This window comes from Pseudomonas sp. D2002, from assembly GCF_013385735.1.
Classification (GTDB): Bacteria; Pseudomonadota; Gammaproteobacteria; order Pseudomonadales; family Pseudomonadaceae; genus Aquipseudomonas.
This window is the reverse complement of the sequence record NZ_JACAPL010000011.1, coordinates 187,854-205,437: the sequence shown is the minus strand read 5'-3', so window position 1 is coordinate 205,437 and position 17,584 is coordinate 187,854. Positions and strand designations below refer to the sequence as shown.

Sequence of the window (17,584 nt, the reverse complement as noted above, 5' to 3'; positions counted from 1 at the left end):
TCCCTGCCTTCATGGTGTAAGCAAAAGATCCTTGTGGGCGGTAAAAATTCACTCGGATTGTCGCGCGGCGGTCATTACCATGGCGGTTCACCCTCAATGACGTAGAGCCCATGGCCCTGGCCGCGCCCCCCGACCTCAGTGATCACGCCGTGCCCGTACAACCCCTGGCGCGCACCTACCCGCGTGGGTTGTACGTAGAGCCCCACAGCCATGACTGGGGCCAGTTGCTCTACGCCATGAGCGGCGTGATGTGGGTCGAGACGCCTCGCGAAGCCCTGGTTGTGCCGCCCCAGCGTGCGGTGTGGTTGCCGCCCGGCGTGGAGCATGGGATTCGCGTGGTCTCGGACCTGCAGATGCGCAACATCTACTTGCGCCCGGCCCTGGCGGCGACGCTGGACAGCCAGGTGCAGGTGATTGAAGTGGGTGGGCTGTTGCGCGAGCTGATCGTCACGTTGGTCGATCAGGGCGATAACGGCGAGGCGGTTTACTACGAGGCGGTGGTCGGCCTGGCCCTGTTGGAATTGCAGCGGGCACGCCGCTCGCAGATCCGCATCGCCATGCCGGTCGACGCCGACCGCCGTTTGGTCAACGCTTGCCAGGCGGTGATGGCGGCGCCATCGCTGGAGATCCCGTTCGAACAACACGCCGAGGCGGCCGGTGCCAGCGTGCGCACCCTGGCGCGGCTGTTCCAGAACCACCTGGGCATGGGCTTTGCCGAATGGCGCCGCCAGGTGCAACTGGCTACGGCTGTGGCCGAGCTGATCCAGGGCCAGTCGGTCAGCGGCATTGCGCGGTCTTTGGGTTATTCGCCGAGCAGCTTCAGTGACATGTTCCGCCGTGAACTCGGCGTGGCGCCGTCGCACTACGCGGGTTGAGGGTTTGGCCGAAATCCTGAAGCACTTGGCCGATGCTTCAGGCAGGCGCTCACTACACTGAGCCCATCAACCTACAAGGCGCCGCCCCTATGAACTACCTGATTTCCCTCGCCATCGGCCTGTTTGTCGGCGTGATCTACGGTGCCTTGGACTTCCGTTCACCCGCGCCACCTGCCATTGCCCTGGTCGGTTTGATGGGCATGTTGCTCGGCGAGAAACTCTGGCCCATGGGGCGCGAGTGGGTCAGCGGTTGGTTGTCCTGATTCCCTGTTTCCCTTCAATGGATATTGGCCATGAACGCACTGCAATTTTCCGCCACCGGCGACCTCGCCGCCCTGAGTTTCGTTGACGTTGCCAAGCCGGTGCCGGCTGCCGGTGAAGTACTGGTGCAGGTCAAAGCCGCCGGCCTGAACCCCAGCGACGTTAAAAACGTGCTCGGGCGTTTTCCCTACACCACATTACCGCGAATTCCCGGCCGGGATTTCGCCGGGGTTGTGGTCGAGGGGCCGCAGGAACTGGTCGGTCAAGAAGTGTGGGGCACGGGCCGAGACCTGGGCTTTTTTGCTGACGGCTCCCACGCTCAATACCTCACCGTGTCGGCCAAAGGCGTGGCGCATAAACCAACCCACTTGAGCTTCGCCCAGGCCGCCAGCCTTGGCGTGCCGTACACCACCGCGTGGGATGCCCTGGAGCGTAGCGGTGTCGCCAAAGGCACGCGGTTGTTGGTGATTGGTGCCAATGGCGCCGTGGGCAGCGCAGCCTTGGCATTGGCGAAAATCCGCGGTGCGCAGGTGCTGGCAGCGGTGCGCAAGGCTGATCAGGCGGAGGCGCTGCAGGCTCAAGGGTTTGACGCGATTACCCTGGGCAAACCGGAAGAATTGGGCGCGCAGGTTAACGCCGTGTTCAAGGGCGGCGCGGATGTGATCTTTGACACCACCGGTTTCTGGTTGCCGGCGGCGGTCGCCGGTCTGGCGCCGTTCGGCCGTATTGCAATCATCGCCGCCCCGGTGGATGGGCACGTGCAACTGCCGGCGTTGGCGTTGTATCGCAAAGGCGGTTCGGTGGTGGGGATCAACTCGTTGCTCTACAACTGCGAGCAGTGCGCGGTGATGCTGGAGCAGTTTGGGCGCTTCTTTGATGAAGGGACGTTGCCACTGCCGACAGGGTTGCGTGAAGTGGCGTTGGCGGATGGCGTGCAGTGCTACGAGGAAGTGAACACGGGCAGTGGGGACAAGATCATCTTCCTGCCTTAAATCACATTTGACCGAGTACACACATTTACCTGATGTACTGAGCTCAAACTGTGGGAGCGGGCTTGCTCGCGAAAGCGGTGGGTCAGTCACTGAAAGGTTGACTGGAACACCGCATTCGCGAGCAAGCCCGCTCCCACAATTTGATCTTCACTGGGCTTCAGGAGGCGCGCTCGATCAGACGTTTCCCACAAGGGTTTCAGGTTGTCGGTCGGAAGGGCGCTGACTAACCTCACTGCCGTCGCTGACCATTCAGCGATCGGATTTGACCGTCCGACCTTGTTAACGAAACGCTACGCCCTGTACCTATCCCAGGCGTTTTTTTTATGCCTGAGGTATTGTGTCGCGGCAGTTGTGCGCGGGATACCTTTGGGTATGCCGGGTTCGTTGACAACCGGTCGGTCAACCCGCGTACAGCTGCCACCTTAACTCGCTTGACCGCGAGCGTTGGCAGCTTAACTTGTCGACGGAGTTCCACCATGATCAAAGACAGCCCAAACCCCCCAGGCCAACCAGACTTCGATACCAGCACCCTGCACGAAGTGGCCTACCGCGCGATCAACCACTACCTCAACCCCGCAAAACCCATCCCCGAACCCACCGACGGGCTCTTCACCGTTCGTGCCGACCTGGGCACGGAAACCTTACTGGTCAATGCTTCCCAGGACTTGGCGTCCATCAGCGAGATTGCTAACCATATGGCGTTTGAAATCGAGGGCTCGCAACGTAATGTCGCGCTGGGCATTTGTCGGATGCTGGAAGGGGTGCAGTTGTTGGTGGATAAGGCACTGAATGTGGCCCATCCAACGGCATAAGGATTGTTAACACGGTCAAAAATGTGGGAGCGGGCTTGCTCGCGAATGCGGTGGGTCAGTCACGGAAAGGTTGACTGGAACACCGCTTTCGCGAGCAAGCCCGCTCCCACATTTTGATCTTCACTAGGCTTCGGGGACGCCTTTTTCCCAGGCGGACCAGTTCTTGAGGATGGCCTGTACCAGCGGATTGCCGGTTCGATACAGGTTCTCCAGCGCCGGCACAAACCCGCCTTGGTCGGCATATTTCAACAGGTTGTCCACCTCGCTGTAGCCAGGGTACGGCCGGTCAAAGTCGGACCCGGCACGCACCACGGCCAGGCGCTGGATATCCACCAAGCCTTCGCGGCTGGCGCGCAGCAGGGCTTCATAGGTGGAGTTGTCTTCCTGCTGGGTGGTGCAGTATTCGCCTTTGTTGTCGGTGAGCAACTTGGTCCAGACCTCGGCGCGTTCGCTCAGGCGCGTGCCGGAGAACCAGGTGTTGCCCGCCAGGGTGTCACACTGGGTGACCTGCGGCGGCTGGTTGGCCGGGGCGGCCGGGTAGTGTTTGCGCCAGGCGCTGGACTCCTTGCTTTCGGTCAGCTCAACCTTGTGCGACAGGGCGAACGCCTTGGCTTGCAGCTTGGGGTTGAGCTCAAACACTTCGGTCTTGTAATCCAGCGGCGGTTTTTCGTTGGGGCCTTTGGTGTTGATGCCGATGTAGCCGGTCGGCCAGTCTTTAGGCGCATCGCGCGAATCCAGCTCCCATTGGGTGCCGAACTCCACCAGGTAATGTGCCCAGGCGGCGGTGCCGATGGTGCCGTGTTTAGGGCTGATGCCGGCAATCCCAGCGATCAGGAAATAGCTCTGGCGCAGGTCGAATTTGGGCGACAAGGCCAACGCCAGCGTGGACGCGGCGGCGTTGGTCTGGCCCATGCCGGTGACCAGCAGGCACACGTCCTGGGTGTTGCAGCGAATCACCGGGTACTCGGCGGAAAGGCCCGGTACGCGTACTTCCTGCTTGAGTTCCAGGCGATCGATCCAGGTTTGCGCCTCGGGGGCGAACATGGTGATCAGCATCACTTTGGGCTTGATCGGCGCAGTGTCCGCCAGCGCCACGTGAGGCAGCAGTGCCAAGCCAACGGCCAGCGAGAGACGGGTAAATGCTTTCATCTAATACTCCTTGATCAGAATTGGTAGCCGACACCGGCGTAATAACCCCAGCCGTCCGAGCGGGCGCGGAAGTTGCCTTCGCCAAAGTTCAGCTCGCTGCCGTCTTCCCAGTTGCCGCCGTTGTGAAAGTAACGGCCGACCAGGGTGAAGCGCAGGTGAGTGAACGAGTACAGCAGCACGTTGGTGGCCACCACGGAATTGGCGGTGCGTGCCGGGTTGTCCTTGTGCAGGTCCGAGCCGAAATCGTAGTTGGTGAAGCCGATGTAGGTCAGCGACGCGCCGTTGTCGAACTTGCTGATGGGCACGATGTACTTCATTTGCGCGCGGTAGCCATCCCACTGGTATTCATTGCTCGCGCCATAGTTTTCCCACTGGTAGCGCCCATAGAAGTTGGCCGACAGGTTGACCCGCGAGTGCGTGTCGATGTCGGTGCCCAAGCCGCTGTACAGGGTGTTGGCACGGTTCGACTTGTTGCTGCCGTGGTCGTAGATCCAGTCAAACGCTACATACCATTCCTTGAACGGCCCGATGGCCAGGCTGCGCCCCGCCAGGTAGTCGATGGAGATGCGCGGCTCGTGCTCCATGAACACCGGCGAGCCATGGTCCCACGCGCCTTTGTCATTACTGTTACCGATGCCGAGAATCTTCGGCACGTCGATATAACCGTACAACTCGAACGGGCCTTTACGGCCGAAGTACTCGTATTCCAGGTACACGTCATCTTGCGGCTTGGGGCCGAAGCTGATGTCTTTGCTGCCGATCAGGGTCAGGTCCTGGTTAAACCATTCCGACAGGTACGCGCCTTTTTTCGTCGGGCTGGCTTCCGGGGCCAGGGTTTCGCCCTGTGCTGAGTCATCGGCGGGTTTTTCCTGCGCCAAAATGGGTGCGCTGAGTACTCCCGTAACGGCGGCCAGTAGCAAGGAAACGCCAAAGGAAGCAGGACGCCTTGAGGTGGGGTGCATTGAAAATCCCTATTCGTACGCGGTTAGACCCGATTTCTCGGGTTAAGGAGAACTTGCCGACCAAGTTCGTTCCGCAAACGTTTGCATAGGCTGTACCAACTTTGCTCAATGGCTTGAATAAAAGGGAAAAAAGCGAAATTAATCGACCTTTTGATCAAAAATGACTGGGTGTCATTTTCTCGATGCGGTTAAACAAATGCATCGCCGTTTCGCGCCGATACTCGCTCGGTGTCTGGTTCATTTCGATGCGAAAATGCCGGTTGAAGTTGGACAGGTTGGCGTAGCCCACTTCAAAGCAGATGTCCGCCACCGACATGTCGCTTTGCAGCAATAGCCGGCAGGCGCGCTGTACGCGGAACTTGCGCATCAGGTCGATAAAGCCGTGGCCGGTGTTGCGCTTGAAGAAGCGCGAAAAGCCCGGTTCGCTCATCTCCAGCTGTTGGGCGATGACCGACAGGCGCACGTCGCCGGTCAGCTCGGTCATCAGGTAATCAAAGGCTTTGTTGATGCGCTCGGCACTTCGCGCATCCAGGGTGGGCGCGTAGCAGGGGCTGGCCAGCGCCTGCACGTGGGTTGCCGGGGCGCTTTTCAAGGTGTTGAGCAGTTGCAGGAACAGGATCAGCCGTTGCAGGCCGTGGGCGTTGCCGATGTCTTCCATCAAGCGCGCGGCGTGCACGGCGGTGTCGCCGCTGAACTGCAGGCCGCGCCGGGCAAGTTCGAACAGCGGCTGCAAGTCGCCGAGTTCCGGCAGGGTGTTGCGCAGGGCGAGGAGGGCGGCGCCGTCAAATTGCAGCACCACGTCGCGGCCGGTCAGGTATTCACCGGGGGCCAGGTCGCCGATCCAGTCGTGGGGCAAATCCGGGCCGATCAGCGCGACATGCCCGGCACTGAACGCGCCGATATAGTCGCCCGCCACCAGCTTGCCGCTGCCTTGGCGGATCAGGTGGATTTCGAACTCGGGGTGGTGGTTCCAGCGCGCCAGGTCATACGGGTAGTCATGTTCGAACCAGCGAAAACACTGGTCCGGCTCGGGCAGGATGACTTCAAGTTCGGCAGGGCGATGCTCGAACAGCTTGGCGCGGTTGAGGGGCATGCTGATGCCTCTTTTACTTATGGAATCACTGCAAAATACGCCGGTTGGCAACGGGCGCGCTACCCCCGGTTTCGCCTGGTACTGATACTTTTTTGATCCGCACGCCCAGGTTAAAAAAGTATCAGCCGAGCATTCGCCACGCGTTTGTGAGTGCCGGGCCAAGCTGCTGTAATCAGCGCTCAACAACAAAAACAACAGGTGGAAACCGCCATGTTCAAGCTCCCGCAAGCGCTATTTCTGCTGTCCGGCCTGGCCTTGGCCATGCCCAGCTACGCCGCCGATACCGTCACCATCGCCACCGTCAACAACAGCGACATGATCCGCATGCAGCGCCTGTCCAAGGTCTTTGAGCAGCAGCACCCGGACATCAAGCTCAACTGGGTGGTGCTGGAAGAAAACGTGCTGCGCCAGCGTCTCACCACCGATATCGCCACCCAGGGTGGCCAGTTCGACGTGCTGACCATCGGCACCTACGAGACGCCGTTATGGGGCGCCAAGCACTGGCTCGAACCCCTGACCCAACTGCCCGCCGACTACGACGCCGAGGATATTTTCCCGGCAGTGCGCCAGGGCCTGTCGGTCAACAACACCCTGTACGCCTTGCCGTTCTACGGCGAAAGCACCGTGACCTACTACCGCACCGACCTGTTCAAACAGGCCGGCTTGAGCATGCCCGCGCACCCGACCTGGACCCAGCTCGGAGAGTTCGCCGCCAAGCTCACGGTAAAAGACAAAGACCAATACGGTATGTGCCTGCGCGGCAAGGCCGGCTGGGGCGAGAACATCGCGCTGCTGAGCACCATGGCCAACGCCTTCGGCGCGCGCTGGTTCGACGAGCAGTGGAAGCCGGAATTGACCAGCCCCGAGTGGACGGCGGCGGCCAACTATTACGTCAACACCCTGAAAAACTACGGCCCGCCCGGCGTTTCCAGCAATGGCTTCAATGAAACCCTGGCGCTGTTCAACAGCGGCAAATGCGCGATCTGGGTCGACGCCAGCGTCGCCGGCTCTTTCACCACCGACAAAAGCCAGAGCAAGGTCGCCGACGACGTAGGTTTTGCCGCCGCCCCAACTGAAGTCACCGACAAAGGCTCTTCCTGGCTTTACGCCTGGTCCCTGGCGATTCCGGCGACCTCCAAGCACAAAGACGCTGCCAAGGCGTTCATCACCTGGGCAACCTCCAAGGACTACATCCAGTTGGTCGCCGATAAAGAAGGCATCACCAACGTACCGCCAGGCACCCGCCAGTCCACCTACAACGAGGCCTACCTGAAAGCCGCGCCGTTTGCCCAGGTGACGCTGGAGATGATGAAGCACGCCGACCCTGCGCACCCCTCGGCCAAACCGGTGCCGTACGTGGGCATCCAGTACGTGACCATCCCGGAATTCCAGGCTATCGGCACCTCGGTCGGCAAGCTGTTCTCGGCGGCGCTCACCGGCGGCATGACGGTTGACCAGGCGTTGCTGGAAGCTCAGTCCACCACCGAGCGCGAGATGAAACGCGCCGGCTATCCCAAATAAACAGGACTTCTGCATGAAACGACTCGAAGGTAAAAGCGCGCTGATCACCGGATCGGCGCGCGGCATCGGCCGCGCCTTTGCCCAGGCCTATATCGCCGAGGGCGCAACCGTTGCCATCGCCGACATCAACCTGCAACGCGCCGAGGAAACAGCGGCTGAGCTGGGCCCGCAGGCGTATGCCGTCGCAATGGACGTCACCGACCAAGCCTCCATCGACGCCGCGATTGCCGCCGTGGTAAGCCATGCCGGCAAGCTCGACATCCTGATCAACAACGCTGCGCTGTTCGACCTGGCGCCGATTGTCGACATCACTCGCGACAGCTATGAACGGCTGTTCTCGATCAACGTCGCCGGCACGCTGTTCACCCTGCAGGCCGCGGCCCGGCAGATGATCAGCCAGGGCCACGGCGGCAAGATCATCAACATGGCCAGCCAGGCCGGGCGGCGGGGCGAACCGTTGGTGGCGATCTATTGCGCGACCAAGGCTGCGGTGATCAGCCTCACGCAATCGGCGGGGCTGAACCTGATCCAGCAAGGCATCAACGTCAACGCCATCGCCCCCGGCGTGGTGGACGGCGAGCATTGGGATGGCGTGGATGCGCTGTTTGCCAAGCATGAAGGCTTGGCGCCGGGTGAGAAGAAGAAGCGGGTGGGGGCGGAGGTGCCTTTTGGGCGGATGGGCACGGCGGAGGATTTGACCGGGATGGCTGTCTTCCTGGCTTCCAAAGAGGCCGACTATGTAGTCGCCCAAACCTATAACGTCGATGGCGGCAACTGGATGAGCTAAGGCCCTACACAGATCAAAAAATGTGGGAGCGGGCTTGCTCGCGAAAGCAGTGTGTCAGTCACCGGATGTATTGGCTGACCCACCGCATTCGCGAGCAAGCCCGCTCCCACATGGGATCTTCATTGTTGGTAAATACCGAGTCAGTCAGCAAAACTGCGATCAAAAAAATACACTTCCCCCGGCTTCAGGTTCTCCACCGTCGCCTGGGGCCGGCCGCCGTCGCCTTGCTTCTTGCGCCCCGTCTCACGCAAATACCCCGCCTCAGTCAGCTTCAACAAGCGCTGACGAATACTGGTCTTCAACACCGGCCGTGCCAGCACCAGGGAAAAGATCGTGGTGGCTTCCGGCGCGCTGAATTCATCGCCCAGAAACATCAGCGGCACATTGCTGTACAGCGACTTGGACAACAGCCGCTCCTGCACCGCAGCGACAATCAGGTTGTGATCGAACGGCAACTTGATATCGCCATCGGCCACGGCGTTCAGCGCAAACCAGCCTTGATGCTCAGCCAGCGCCGGCGCTTGCGCCACAATCGCCAGGTAGTACGTGGACGACGACCAGCAGCGTGGGTCGCGAAACGCATCACCCACGGTGCCGACCTGCTCACTCCACGCCAGCTCAAAACCGACCTTGTCACTGGCCCGCAAACGCTCCACCGCATCCTTGAGGCTCAGATCTTGCACGCCGCCGTTCACCACCACGCCCGGTAACGCCCAATGCCCGGCGAAGGGCTCGGCTTCGCGCTTGTTCAGCAGCAGCTTCAATTCACCGGAGGCGCGGCAATAGAACAGCACGCACAGGTCGACGGTGTGGAGGTAGGCGCTAAGTGGCATGTGACATCCTTCTGAACAGCGGTGGCGCACAGTCTAACGGATCGAACAGATATGTCATGTACTGGCTCCAGCATAGATAACTAAATGTTTCTTGCAATGAAAGTACATGACGTGTACTTCTGTTTCCAGGCCACAGGAGAACCGTCATGACCCTCTCGAAAACTGCCATTGCTTCATTCGACGTCGACGCCCAGAAGAGCTTCACGCCCCTGTGCCCCAACGAGTTGCCGGTGGCGGGCGGTGATCAGATCGGTGCCGAACTCAACTACATGGCCAGCCTGGCCGGGCATCGCGTCGGCAGCAAAGACGCGCACACCCCGCATGCCCCGTGGGTGGTCACGCAGCACAGCGAAATGCTGCAACCCACTGGCCTTGCCCACGCCGATGTCACCTGGGTCAGCCACTGCGTGCCGGGCACGGAAGGGTTTACCTTGCTGGACGAATTGCCCACGCCGTATGACTACGACTACTTCATCTGGAAAGGCGTCGAACCCGACCTGCACCCCTACGGTGCCTGCTACCACGACCTGCACGACAAACTGTCGACTGGCGTCATCGAGTATTTGAAAGCCCAAGGCGTGCGCCGTGTGATCGTCGGTGGCCTGGCCCTGGACTACTGCGTCAAGACCACCGCGTTGCAACTGCTCAAGGCTGGCCTGGAGGTGGTCCTGCACTTGCCGGCCTGCCGAGGGATCAGCGAAGAGGGCGGCGTACAGGCGGTGAATGAGTTGCTCAAGGCCGGTGCTGTCATCAGCAGCACCCGCGAAGAACTGGCCGCGATGGCCACGCGTTAAGGAGAAACACCATGGAAAGTGCCTACGACTACGAGTCCCCGGTGATTCAGGGCCTGCTCGACACCGACTACTACACCTTCACCATGATGCAGGCCGTGTTGCACCAGCACCCGAATGTCGACGTCGAATACAACTTCATCGTCCGCTCCAAGGAAAAACTCGGCCACTTGATCCCGCAGTTGCGCGACGAACTGGAAAAACTCGCCAGCCTGCACATGCGCGAAGGCGAGTTGCGCTTTCTGTTCAACCCACGCTTTCGCGAATACCTGACCCCGGATTACGAGCGCTTTCTCGGCCTGTTCCGCTTCAACCTGCGCTACATCCATGTCAGCGAGGTCGACGGCCAACTGAACATCCGCGTGGTCGGGCCGATGCTGCACTGCATCATGTTCGAGCAGCCGGTGCTGGCGCTGGTCAGTGAGCTGCGCAACCGCGACAAATACCCCGACGTGACCCTCGAAGACGTCACCCGCAAGCTCTACCAGAAGTTCGACTGGCTGGAGAAAAACCTCAGCCGCGACGAGCTGGCCGACCTGCGCGTCTCTGACTTCTCCACGCGCCGGCGCCTGTCGTTCAAGGCCCAGCGTGAAGTGGTGGACATCATGCGCCGCGACTTCCCCGGCCAATTCATCGGCACCAGCAACGCCCACTTGGCCTACGAATTCGACCTGCCACTGATCGGCACCATGGCCCACCAATGGCTGATGGTGCACCAGCAACTGGGGCGCCTGCGCGAAAGCCAAAATGCGGCGTTGGAAAACTGGGTGCGCGAATACCGTGGCCGCCTCGGCATCGCCTTGACCGACTGCATCAGCACCGATTTTTTCCTCAAGGATTTCGACCTGTACTTCGCCAAGCTCTACGACGGCCTGCGTCAGGACTCCGGTGACCCTATCGCCTGGGCCGACAAAGTCCTGGCCCGCTACAAACAGCTGGGCATCGACCCGATGACCAAGGACCTGATGTTCTCCGACGGCCTTAACTTCGAAAAATGCCTGCCGATCCTGCGGCACATCCGTGGCAAGGCCAGGTTCGGCTTTGGCATGGGCACCAGCTTGGCCTGCGATGTCGAGGGTGTGGAGCCGCTGAGTATCGTCATGAAGCTGGTGCGCGTACACGGCGAGCCGGTGGTGAAGTTTTCCGATGACCCGATCAAGAACGTCTGCGAAGACGCCTCGTTTTTGCAGTACGCGGCGAAGGTGTTTTCTGTGGGAGGGGGCTTGCTCCCGAAAGCGGTGGGTCAGTATTGAATGGGTTGACTGACACGCCGTCTTCGCGGGCAAGCCCGCTCCCACAGGTCAATGCAGACCACAAAGAGGTGTGACATGCAGGAACGTATCGCGCAGGAACTGAATATCAACCGTAAGCTGGTCAAGGGCGGCGAGCCGCAGGAGATTCAACGGCGTATCGACTTCATCAAGACCACCTTGCGCAACTCCGGTTGCAAGGCTTTGGTGCTGGGCATCAGCGGCGGTGTCGACTCCCTGACGGCGGGCCGCTTGTGCCAGTTGGCCGTGGAGCAGTTGCGTGGCGAAGGCTACCCTGCGCGGTTTATCGCCATGCGCCTGCCGTACAAGACTCAGGCCGATGAAAGCGACGCCCAGGCCTCGCTGGATTTTATCGCCCCGGACCATATCGACACCCTGAACATCGCCGCCAGCGTCGACGGCCTGATGGCCAGCCTCACCGCCACCGAAGCCAGCGCCGCCCATGTCGATTTCACCAAGGGCAACGTCAAGGCACGCACGCGGATGATCGCGCAATACGCCGTGGCCAACCTGCACAACGGTTTGGTGGTCGGCACCGACCATGGCGCTGAAGCGTTGATGGGTTTTTTCACCAAGTTCGGCGACGGCGCCTGCGACCTGGCACCGCTGTCGGGCCTGACCAAGACCCAGGTGCGCCTGTTGGCTGCATCGCTGGGCGCACCGGCCAACCTGGTACACAAACCGCCGACCGCCGACCTGGAAGACTTGGTCCCGGGCAAGCTGGACGAGCATGCCTACACCTGCACCTATGCCGAGATTGATGCCTACTTGATGGGCGAGCCGGTGAGTGAGCGGGTGAGGGCGATTGTGGAAGGCGCCTACAGCAAGACCGCGCACAAACGCGCGCTGCCGATTACCCCCTGATCGTTCCCACGCTCCGCGTGGGAATGCATCCCGTGACGCTCTGCGTCACTCGTGTGATGGGACGCGGAGCGTCCCAGGCGGCGTTCCCACGCAGAGCGTGGGAACGATCATCAGGCCTGACTGACCTGGTCCCACGTGATCGTCCCCACGCTCCGCGTGGGAATGCATCCCGTGACGCTCTGCGTCACTCTGGTGATGGGACGCAGAGCGTCCCAGGCGGCGTTCCCACGCAGAGCGTGGGAACGATAATCAGGCCTGACTGACTTGGTCCCACGTGATCGTCCCCACGCTCCGCGTGGGAATGCATCCCGTGACGCTCTGCGTCACTCGTGTGATGGGACGCAGAGCGTCCCAGGCGGCGTTCCCACGCAGAGCGTGGGAACGATCATCAGGCCTGACTGACCTGGTCCCAAGTGATCGTCCCCACGCTCCGCGTGGGAATGCATCCCGTGACGCTCCGCGTCACTCGTGTGATGGGACGCAGAGCGTCCCGGGCGGCGTTCCCACGCAGAGCGTGGGAACGATCATCAGACCTGACTGACTTGCTCCCAAGTGATCGTCCCCACGCTCCGCGTGGGAATGCATCCCGTGACGCTCTGCGTCACTCGTGTGATGGGACGCGGAGCGTCCCAGGCGGCGTTCCCACGCAGAGCGTGGGAACGATCATCAGGCCTGACTGACCTGGTCCCAAGTGATCGTCCCCACGCTCCGCGTGGGAATGCATTCCGTGACGCTCCGCGTCACTCGTGTGATGGGACGCAGAGCGTCCCAGGCGGCGTTCCCACGCAGAGTGTGGGAACGATCATCAGCGCTCGATCGAGCGGCTCCAGCGCGCATTCCATTCCGGCCGTGCCTGATTCACCTGGTCCCAATCAATCGAAATCGCCGTCTGCAGGTAACCCTGCATGGCCTCCACCCGCGCGCGGGTTTTATCAGTGGTCGGTGTGGTCGGGTTGGACGGAATCTGGTCGCCTTCTTCCAACGCCGGCGCCTGGGCTTCGGCGGTCAGCAAGAAGGCTGCGAGTTTCTGCGCCAGTTCCGGCTGGTCATTACGCGCGATCACGCACTCGGCCACGTTCAGCACCACCGCGCCTTCCTTTGGTTGCGCATATTCCATCGGGATGCCGAGCAGTTTCTGCGTGGTGACCTGGGTCGGGGTCAGCGGGAAGATCGCGGCTTCGTCGGTTTGCACCATCTCGGAGATCTTCGCCGAGCTGGCGATGTATTCCAGCACGTTGGGGCCGATGGTTTTTGGCCAGGCCTTGAAGCCCGGCTCCACGTTTGTTTCGGAGCCGCCCTGGATGCGGTTGAACATCAAGAAGCCGTGCAGGCCGAAGGTCGAGGAGGCCAGGGACTGGAACACCACCTTGTCTTTGAAACGCGGGTCGGCCAGGTCCATCCACGAGGTGGGCGCCGCCCAGCCTTTCTCCTTGAACATCTTGGCGTTGTAGCCCAGGCCGGTGACGCCGAGGGTCACGGCCACGGCTTCGTCCTTGATCCTGGCCTTGGCCGGAATCTGCTCCAATGGCGCGCTCGGCGTGAGTTTGTCGCACAGGCCCATGGAAATAGCGCGGTACATGATGCCGTCGTCGAGGAACATCACGTGCATTTGCGGGTTGTCTTTGTTGGCCTGGACCTTGGCGAGAATGTCCGACGAGGTGCCGGGCACGATCACCACCTTGACGTTATTGGCCTTCTCGAACGCGGGCAGCACCTTGTCGGCGTACACCCGCTCCATGGTGCCGCCGTTCATGCCCAGGTACAGCGTGGGCGCGGCATGCGCTGTGGTTGCGAGCAACGCGAGGGTCAAGCAGGACAGCGCGATACGTGTGTGCATGGGTGTTTTTCCTCTCAGGCTTGGAAACGACGGATGGAAAACGCTTCGATGGGTTGGCGGCTGGCCCCGCTGCAGACGAGCTCTGCCAGGGCTTCACCGACCGCCGGGCCGAGCTGGAACCCGGCGCCGGCAAAGCCGAAACCGTGGAGCAGGCCAGGTTGGGTGCTGCTGGGGCCGATCACCGGTTCATGATCGGGTAGGTAACCTTCGGTGCCGCTCCAGGTACGTATCGCCTGGGCACCCTTGAGAAACGGGTACAACTCGCCGGCGTTGCGCAAAATCTCCAGCACCGCCGCCTGCCCCGGACGCGCCGTCAGCGGGCCCAGCGCAAAGCCACGGCCGCCGCCGAGGATGCAATTGCCACGGGCGACCTGGCGCGCGTAAATCCCGCCGCCTTCAACACCGGTGCTCACGTTCATCACCACCGGCAGTGGCTCGGTGACCAGCATCGCCGGGTGCGCCGAGGTGATCGGCACCGGTTCGCCAAATTGCGCGGCAACGCTGCCGGCCCACGCGCCGGCACAGTTGAGCAGCCATGGCGCCTGCAGGTGCAGGCCGTTGGCGCAATACACCTGGAACTGCTGGCCGTCGTGTTCGATTCGAATCACTTCGGCTTGCTCGTAGATATCGGCGCCATGACGCTGCGCGGCGCGGGCAAAGGCCGGCGACACCAGGCGTGGGTTGGCGTGCCCGTCTTCAGGGCACAGTGAAGCGCCGACTGCGATATCGCCGACCCACGGGAACCGCGCGCGCAGCTCGGCGTGATCCAGCAACTGCAAGCCCAGCCCAAAGCCTCGGGTGTGCTCGGCATAGGTTTGCAGCGCGGCAAAATCCCCATGGCTGCGCGCCAATTTCAAATGCCCGGAGCGCACGTACTCGCCGTCAATGCCGATCAACCCCGGCAGGTCCGCCCACAGCTGGTGAGCGCGCTGCGACAACGGCAATTGATGCAAGGGCCGACCCTGACGGCGCACGCCGCCGTAGTTCACACCGCTGGAATGCGAGCCGCAAAAGTCGCGCTCTACCAATGCCACGCGCTGACCTTTGTGCGCCAACATCAACGCCGCCGACGCGCCGACGATGCCGCCGCCCAATACGATCACGTCAATCATGGCTGCACCTCCACGCCAAACGGCAGCGGCTTGATCGGCGCCTGGCCGCGCAGGCGCCCGACGTTTTCAACTTCACGGCCACTGCGCTCAGCGACAATTTCCGCCGCCGCCAACCCGCACATGCGCCCCTGACAACGGCCCATGCCGACGCGGCAATGGGCTTTGACCCGATTGATTTCCCAGTGGCCTTCATCCACCACGGCGCGTACATCGCCGACGCTGACTTCCTCGCAGCGACACAGGATCAGCGCATCCGGCGCCTGCGCGGCCCAGTGTTCGGGGAAGGGGAAGGCGGTTTCCAGGCCATGGCGAAAGCGCTGAATGCTCGCCAATTGCTGCTCAAGGACGGCGGCGCGGCGCTGATCAATGGCAATGCCCGCGTCTTGCAATACCGCCAACGCCGCGCGTTCACCGGCCATTTGCGCGGCATCGGCGCCCATGATTCCGGCGCCATCGCCTGCCAGGTACACGCCGTTGATGCTGCTGCGCCCGGCGCTGTCGCGTTGCGGCAGCCAGGCGCGGTTCAAGCTGTTCCAGGCAAACTCACAGCCAAGCAAATCCGCCAGTTGCGTCTCGCTGCGCAAGGCATGGGCGAAGGCCACGGCATCGCAGTCCAAGGTGTGCTTGCCCCAGCGAATACCTTTGACGCGTTGCTCACCGTCGATCTGCGTGAGCGTCGCGTCCTGATGCACGGGGATGCCATGGGCCGTGAGCCAGGCGCGGTAATACACACCTTTGGCCAACGTCGCCGGTTGCCCGAGCAGCGCCGGCAAGGCGCGGCATTGCGCGCTGAACGGTGCGCTGTCGAGCACCGCGACCACCTTGGCCCCAGCCTTGGCGTATTGATACGCCACCAGGTACAGCAACGGCCCGCTGCCGCAAAACGCCACGCGCTCACCGATGGCGCAGCCTTGATACTTCAAGGCGATCTGCGCCGCGCCCAGGCTGTAGACGCCGGGCAAGGTCCAGCCGGGCACCGGCAGAATGCGGTCGGTGGCGCCGGTGGCGACGATAAGTTGCGCGTACTCGAGGCTCTCGGCACGGCCGTCGTTGAGCATGTCCAGGCGCCCGTCCTCGGCGTTCCACACCAGGGTTTGCGGGCGGTAGTCGATCAATGGCGCCAGCTCATCCAGCGTGCGGTGCACGGCCTCGGCCTTGCTGGCTTCAAAACCATAGAGTTGCTTGGCCGAGCGCTGGAAATTGGCCGGCTGGCGCCGATAAATCTGCCCGCCGCCACGCAGGCTTTCATCCACCAGGCAAGGCTTGATGCCATGGTCGAGCAGGGTGCGCGCCGCGCTGATGCCGGCCGGGCCTGCGCCCACAATCACAATCGGCTTCATGCTTGGCGCCCCGGATCACGGCTGATCGCCTGGCCTTCTTCCAATAACGTCGAACAGGCGCGCACGCGGCGCCCATCTGCCAGGCGCACCCAGCAATCCTGGCAGGCGCCCATCAGGCAGAAACCGGCACGGCGTTCGGCGCTGAAATCGCTGCCGCGCAGGTGCTCGGCGCAGGTCAGCACGGCGGTCAGCAACGTGTCGCCAAGCAAGCCCGTGGCCGGTTGCCCGTCCAGGGTGAAGGCCACCGCCGGGCGCTGGGTTTCGGCCAATCGTTTGAACAGCGCCATCAATGTTTCCCCACCAGCACGCGGTCCAGGCCGTAGACCCGGTCGAGCAGAATCATCGTCGCTGCGGTCAGCGCAATCACCAGCGCCGACACCGCCGCCATCATCGGGTCGATGGACTCGGTGGCGTACACGTACATGCGCACCGGCAGGGTTTGCGTGGCCGGCGAGCTGACGAAAATCGACAGCGTCACCTCATCGAAACTGTTGATGAACGCCAGCAACCAGCCGCCGGCCACGCCGGGCAAAATCATCGGCAAGGTAATCTGGCGAAACAGCGTAAAGCGGCTGGCTCCCAGCGACTCCGCCGCCTGCTCGGCACTGCGGTCAATGCCAATCGCCGCTGCCAGCACCAGGCGCAGCACGTACGGGGTGATGATCACCACGTGGGCGAGCATCAGCCAGGTGAAGCTGCCATTCACGCCCATCAGCGCAAACAAACGCAGCATCGCCACGCCCAGCACCAGGTGCGGAATGATGATTGGCGAGAGGAACAACGCACTGAAAAAGTTGCGCCCCGGGAACTGATAACGGCTGATCGCCAGGGCTGCCGGTACTGCGATCAGCGTGGCCAACGTGGCGGCGGTAAACGCCAGGATCAGGCTGTTATAGAACGCCTGAATAAAGTCGGCACGCTCGAACACCGCGCGAAACCAGCGCAGCGAGAAGCCCGAGGTGGGCAGGCTCAAGGTGTTTTCCGGGGTGAAGGCCACCAGGCACACCACCACCAGCGGCGCCATCATGAACAGCACCACCAGGCCGTGAAAGCCGAGGGCCAAAGGACCGTTTCTGGACATGCG

The 17,584-nt window shown here is 62.1% G+C and carries 18 protein-coding genes; 9 read left to right on the top strand and 9 right to left on the bottom strand.

Features of this window, described 5'->3' with window-relative positions; translation table 11 throughout:
• The first annotated feature begins 110 nt into the window (after positions 1–110).
• The 4 genes from HX783_RS22205 to HX783_RS22190 all read left to right on the top strand — a co-directional run bounded on the left by HX783_RS22205 (position 111) and on the right by HX783_RS22190 (position 2,940).
• Positions 111–875, top strand: a complete 765-nt coding sequence (locus tag HX783_RS22205; RefSeq protein ID WP_159957392.1) for a helix-turn-helix transcriptional regulator — start codon at positions 111–113, stop codon at positions 873–875.
• Between the two features lie 89 nt (positions 876–964).
• Positions 965–1,138 (top strand): DUF1427 family protein, encoded by a 174-nt coding sequence (locus HX783_RS22200; protein WP_145166095.1) that lies wholly within the window; start codon positions 965–967, stop codon positions 1,136–1,138.
• 30 nt (positions 1,139–1,168) lie between these two features.
• Positions 1,169–2,128: a zinc-binding alcohol dehydrogenase family protein gene (locus HX783_RS22195; protein ID WP_177018246.1), complete on the top strand. Its 960-nt coding sequence runs from the start codon at positions 1,169–1,171 to the stop codon at positions 2,126–2,128.
• 476 nt (positions 2,129–2,604) lie between these two features.
• Positions 2,605–2,940: a DUF6124 family protein gene (locus tag HX783_RS22190; RefSeq protein WP_159957388.1), complete on the top strand. Its 336-nt coding sequence runs from the start codon at positions 2,605–2,607 to the stop codon at positions 2,938–2,940.
• A 123-nt stretch (positions 2,941–3,063) separates the two neighbouring features.
• On the opposite strand, the gene HX783_RS22185 is transcribed toward HX783_RS22190, so the two are convergent.
• The 3 genes from HX783_RS22185 to HX783_RS22175 form a co-directional block, all read right to left on the bottom strand.
• Positions 3,064–4,089: a purine nucleoside permease gene (locus HX783_RS22185; RefSeq protein ID WP_177018245.1), complete on the bottom strand. Its 1,026-nt coding sequence runs from the start codon at positions 4,087–4,089 to the stop codon at positions 3,064–3,066.
• Between the two features lie 14 nt (positions 4,090–4,103).
• Positions 4,104–5,051 (bottom strand): nucleoside-specific channel-forming protein Tsx, encoded by a 948-nt coding sequence (locus HX783_RS22180; RefSeq protein WP_106579636.1) that lies wholly within the window; start codon positions 5,049–5,051, stop codon positions 4,104–4,106.
• 154 nt (positions 5,052–5,205) lie between these two features.
• Complete coding sequence (locus tag HX783_RS22175) at positions 5,206–6,144, bottom strand: AraC family transcriptional regulator (RefSeq protein ID WP_177018244.1); 939 nt, start codon at positions 6,142–6,144, stop codon at positions 5,206–5,208.
• Between the two features lie 261 nt (positions 6,145–6,405).
• Between HX783_RS22175 and HX783_RS22170 the strand changes: the two genes are divergently transcribed.
• Together HX783_RS22170 and HX783_RS22165 are read left to right on the top strand one after the other, a co-directional pair.
• Complete coding sequence (locus tag HX783_RS22170) at positions 6,406–7,665, top strand: sugar ABC transporter substrate-binding protein (RefSeq protein WP_371317703.1); 1,260 nt, start codon at positions 6,406–6,408, stop codon at positions 7,663–7,665.
• Between the two features lie 13 nt (positions 7,666–7,678).
• Positions 7,679–8,452 (top strand): L-iditol 2-dehydrogenase, encoded by a 774-nt coding sequence (locus tag HX783_RS22165; protein ID WP_177018242.1) that lies wholly within the window; start codon positions 7,679–7,681, stop codon positions 8,450–8,452.
• Positions 8,453–8,592: 140 nt separating this feature from the next.
• Here the strand turns inward: HX783_RS22165 and HX783_RS22160 are convergent, their stop codons facing one another.
• Positions 8,593–9,285 carry an NUDIX hydrolase gene (locus HX783_RS22160; protein ID WP_177018241.1) on the bottom strand — a complete coding sequence of 231 codons (693 nt, stop codon included), beginning with the start codon at positions 9,283–9,285 and terminating at the stop codon, positions 8,593–8,595.
• Positions 9,286–9,431: 146 nt separating this feature from the next.
• Between HX783_RS22160 and HX783_RS22155 the strand changes: the two genes are divergently transcribed.
• From HX783_RS22155 to nadE, 3 genes are all read left to right on the top strand, one after another.
• The gene (locus tag HX783_RS22155) at positions 9,432–10,079 is read left to right on the top strand and encodes a nicotinamidase (RefSeq protein WP_159957374.1); all 648 of its coding nucleotides are present in this window, start codon (positions 9,432–9,434) and stop codon (positions 10,077–10,079) included.
• A gap of 11 nt (positions 10,080–10,090) precedes the next feature.
• Entirely contained in the window at positions 10,091–11,329 is a 1,239-nt protein-coding gene (gene pncB, locus HX783_RS22150; RefSeq protein ID WP_177018240.1) for a nicotinate phosphoribosyltransferase, read from the top strand.
• Between the two features lie 75 nt (positions 11,330–11,404).
• Positions 11,405–12,211: an ammonia-dependent NAD(+) synthetase gene (gene nadE, locus HX783_RS22145; protein ID WP_177018239.1), complete on the top strand. Its 807-nt coding sequence runs from the start codon at positions 11,405–11,407 to the stop codon at positions 12,209–12,211.
• Between the two features lie 805 nt (positions 12,212–13,016).
• On the opposite strand, the gene HX783_RS22140 is transcribed toward nadE, so the two are convergent.
• The 5 genes from HX783_RS22140 to HX783_RS22120 are packed head-to-tail and all read right to left on the bottom strand — an operon-like array spanning position 13,017 to position 17,581.
• Positions 13,017–14,048 (bottom strand): ABC transporter substrate-binding protein, encoded by a 1,032-nt coding sequence (locus tag HX783_RS22140; RefSeq protein WP_177018238.1) that lies wholly within the window; start codon positions 14,046–14,048, stop codon positions 13,017–13,019.
• A gap of 14 nt (positions 14,049–14,062) precedes the next feature.
• Entirely contained in the window at positions 14,063–15,160 is a 1,098-nt protein-coding gene (locus tag HX783_RS22135; protein WP_177018237.1) for an FAD-binding oxidoreductase, read from the bottom strand.
• Entirely contained in the window at positions 15,157–16,500 is a 1,344-nt protein-coding gene (locus HX783_RS22130; protein ID WP_177018236.1) for an NAD(P)/FAD-dependent oxidoreductase, read from the bottom strand. The genes HX783_RS22135 and HX783_RS22130 overlap by 4 nt, the downstream gene beginning before the upstream one ends.
• Positions 16,497–16,787, bottom strand: a complete 291-nt coding sequence (locus HX783_RS22125; RefSeq protein WP_177018235.1) for a (2Fe-2S)-binding protein — start codon at positions 16,785–16,787, stop codon at positions 16,497–16,499. The genes HX783_RS22130 and HX783_RS22125 overlap by 4 nt, the downstream gene beginning before the upstream one ends.
• Positions 16,787–17,581: an ABC transporter permease gene (locus HX783_RS22120; RefSeq protein WP_053256614.1), complete on the bottom strand. Its 795-nt coding sequence runs from the start codon at positions 17,579–17,581 to the stop codon at positions 16,787–16,789. The genes HX783_RS22125 and HX783_RS22120 overlap by 1 nt, the downstream gene beginning before the upstream one ends.
• Positions 17,582–17,584: the final 3 nt, after the last annotated feature.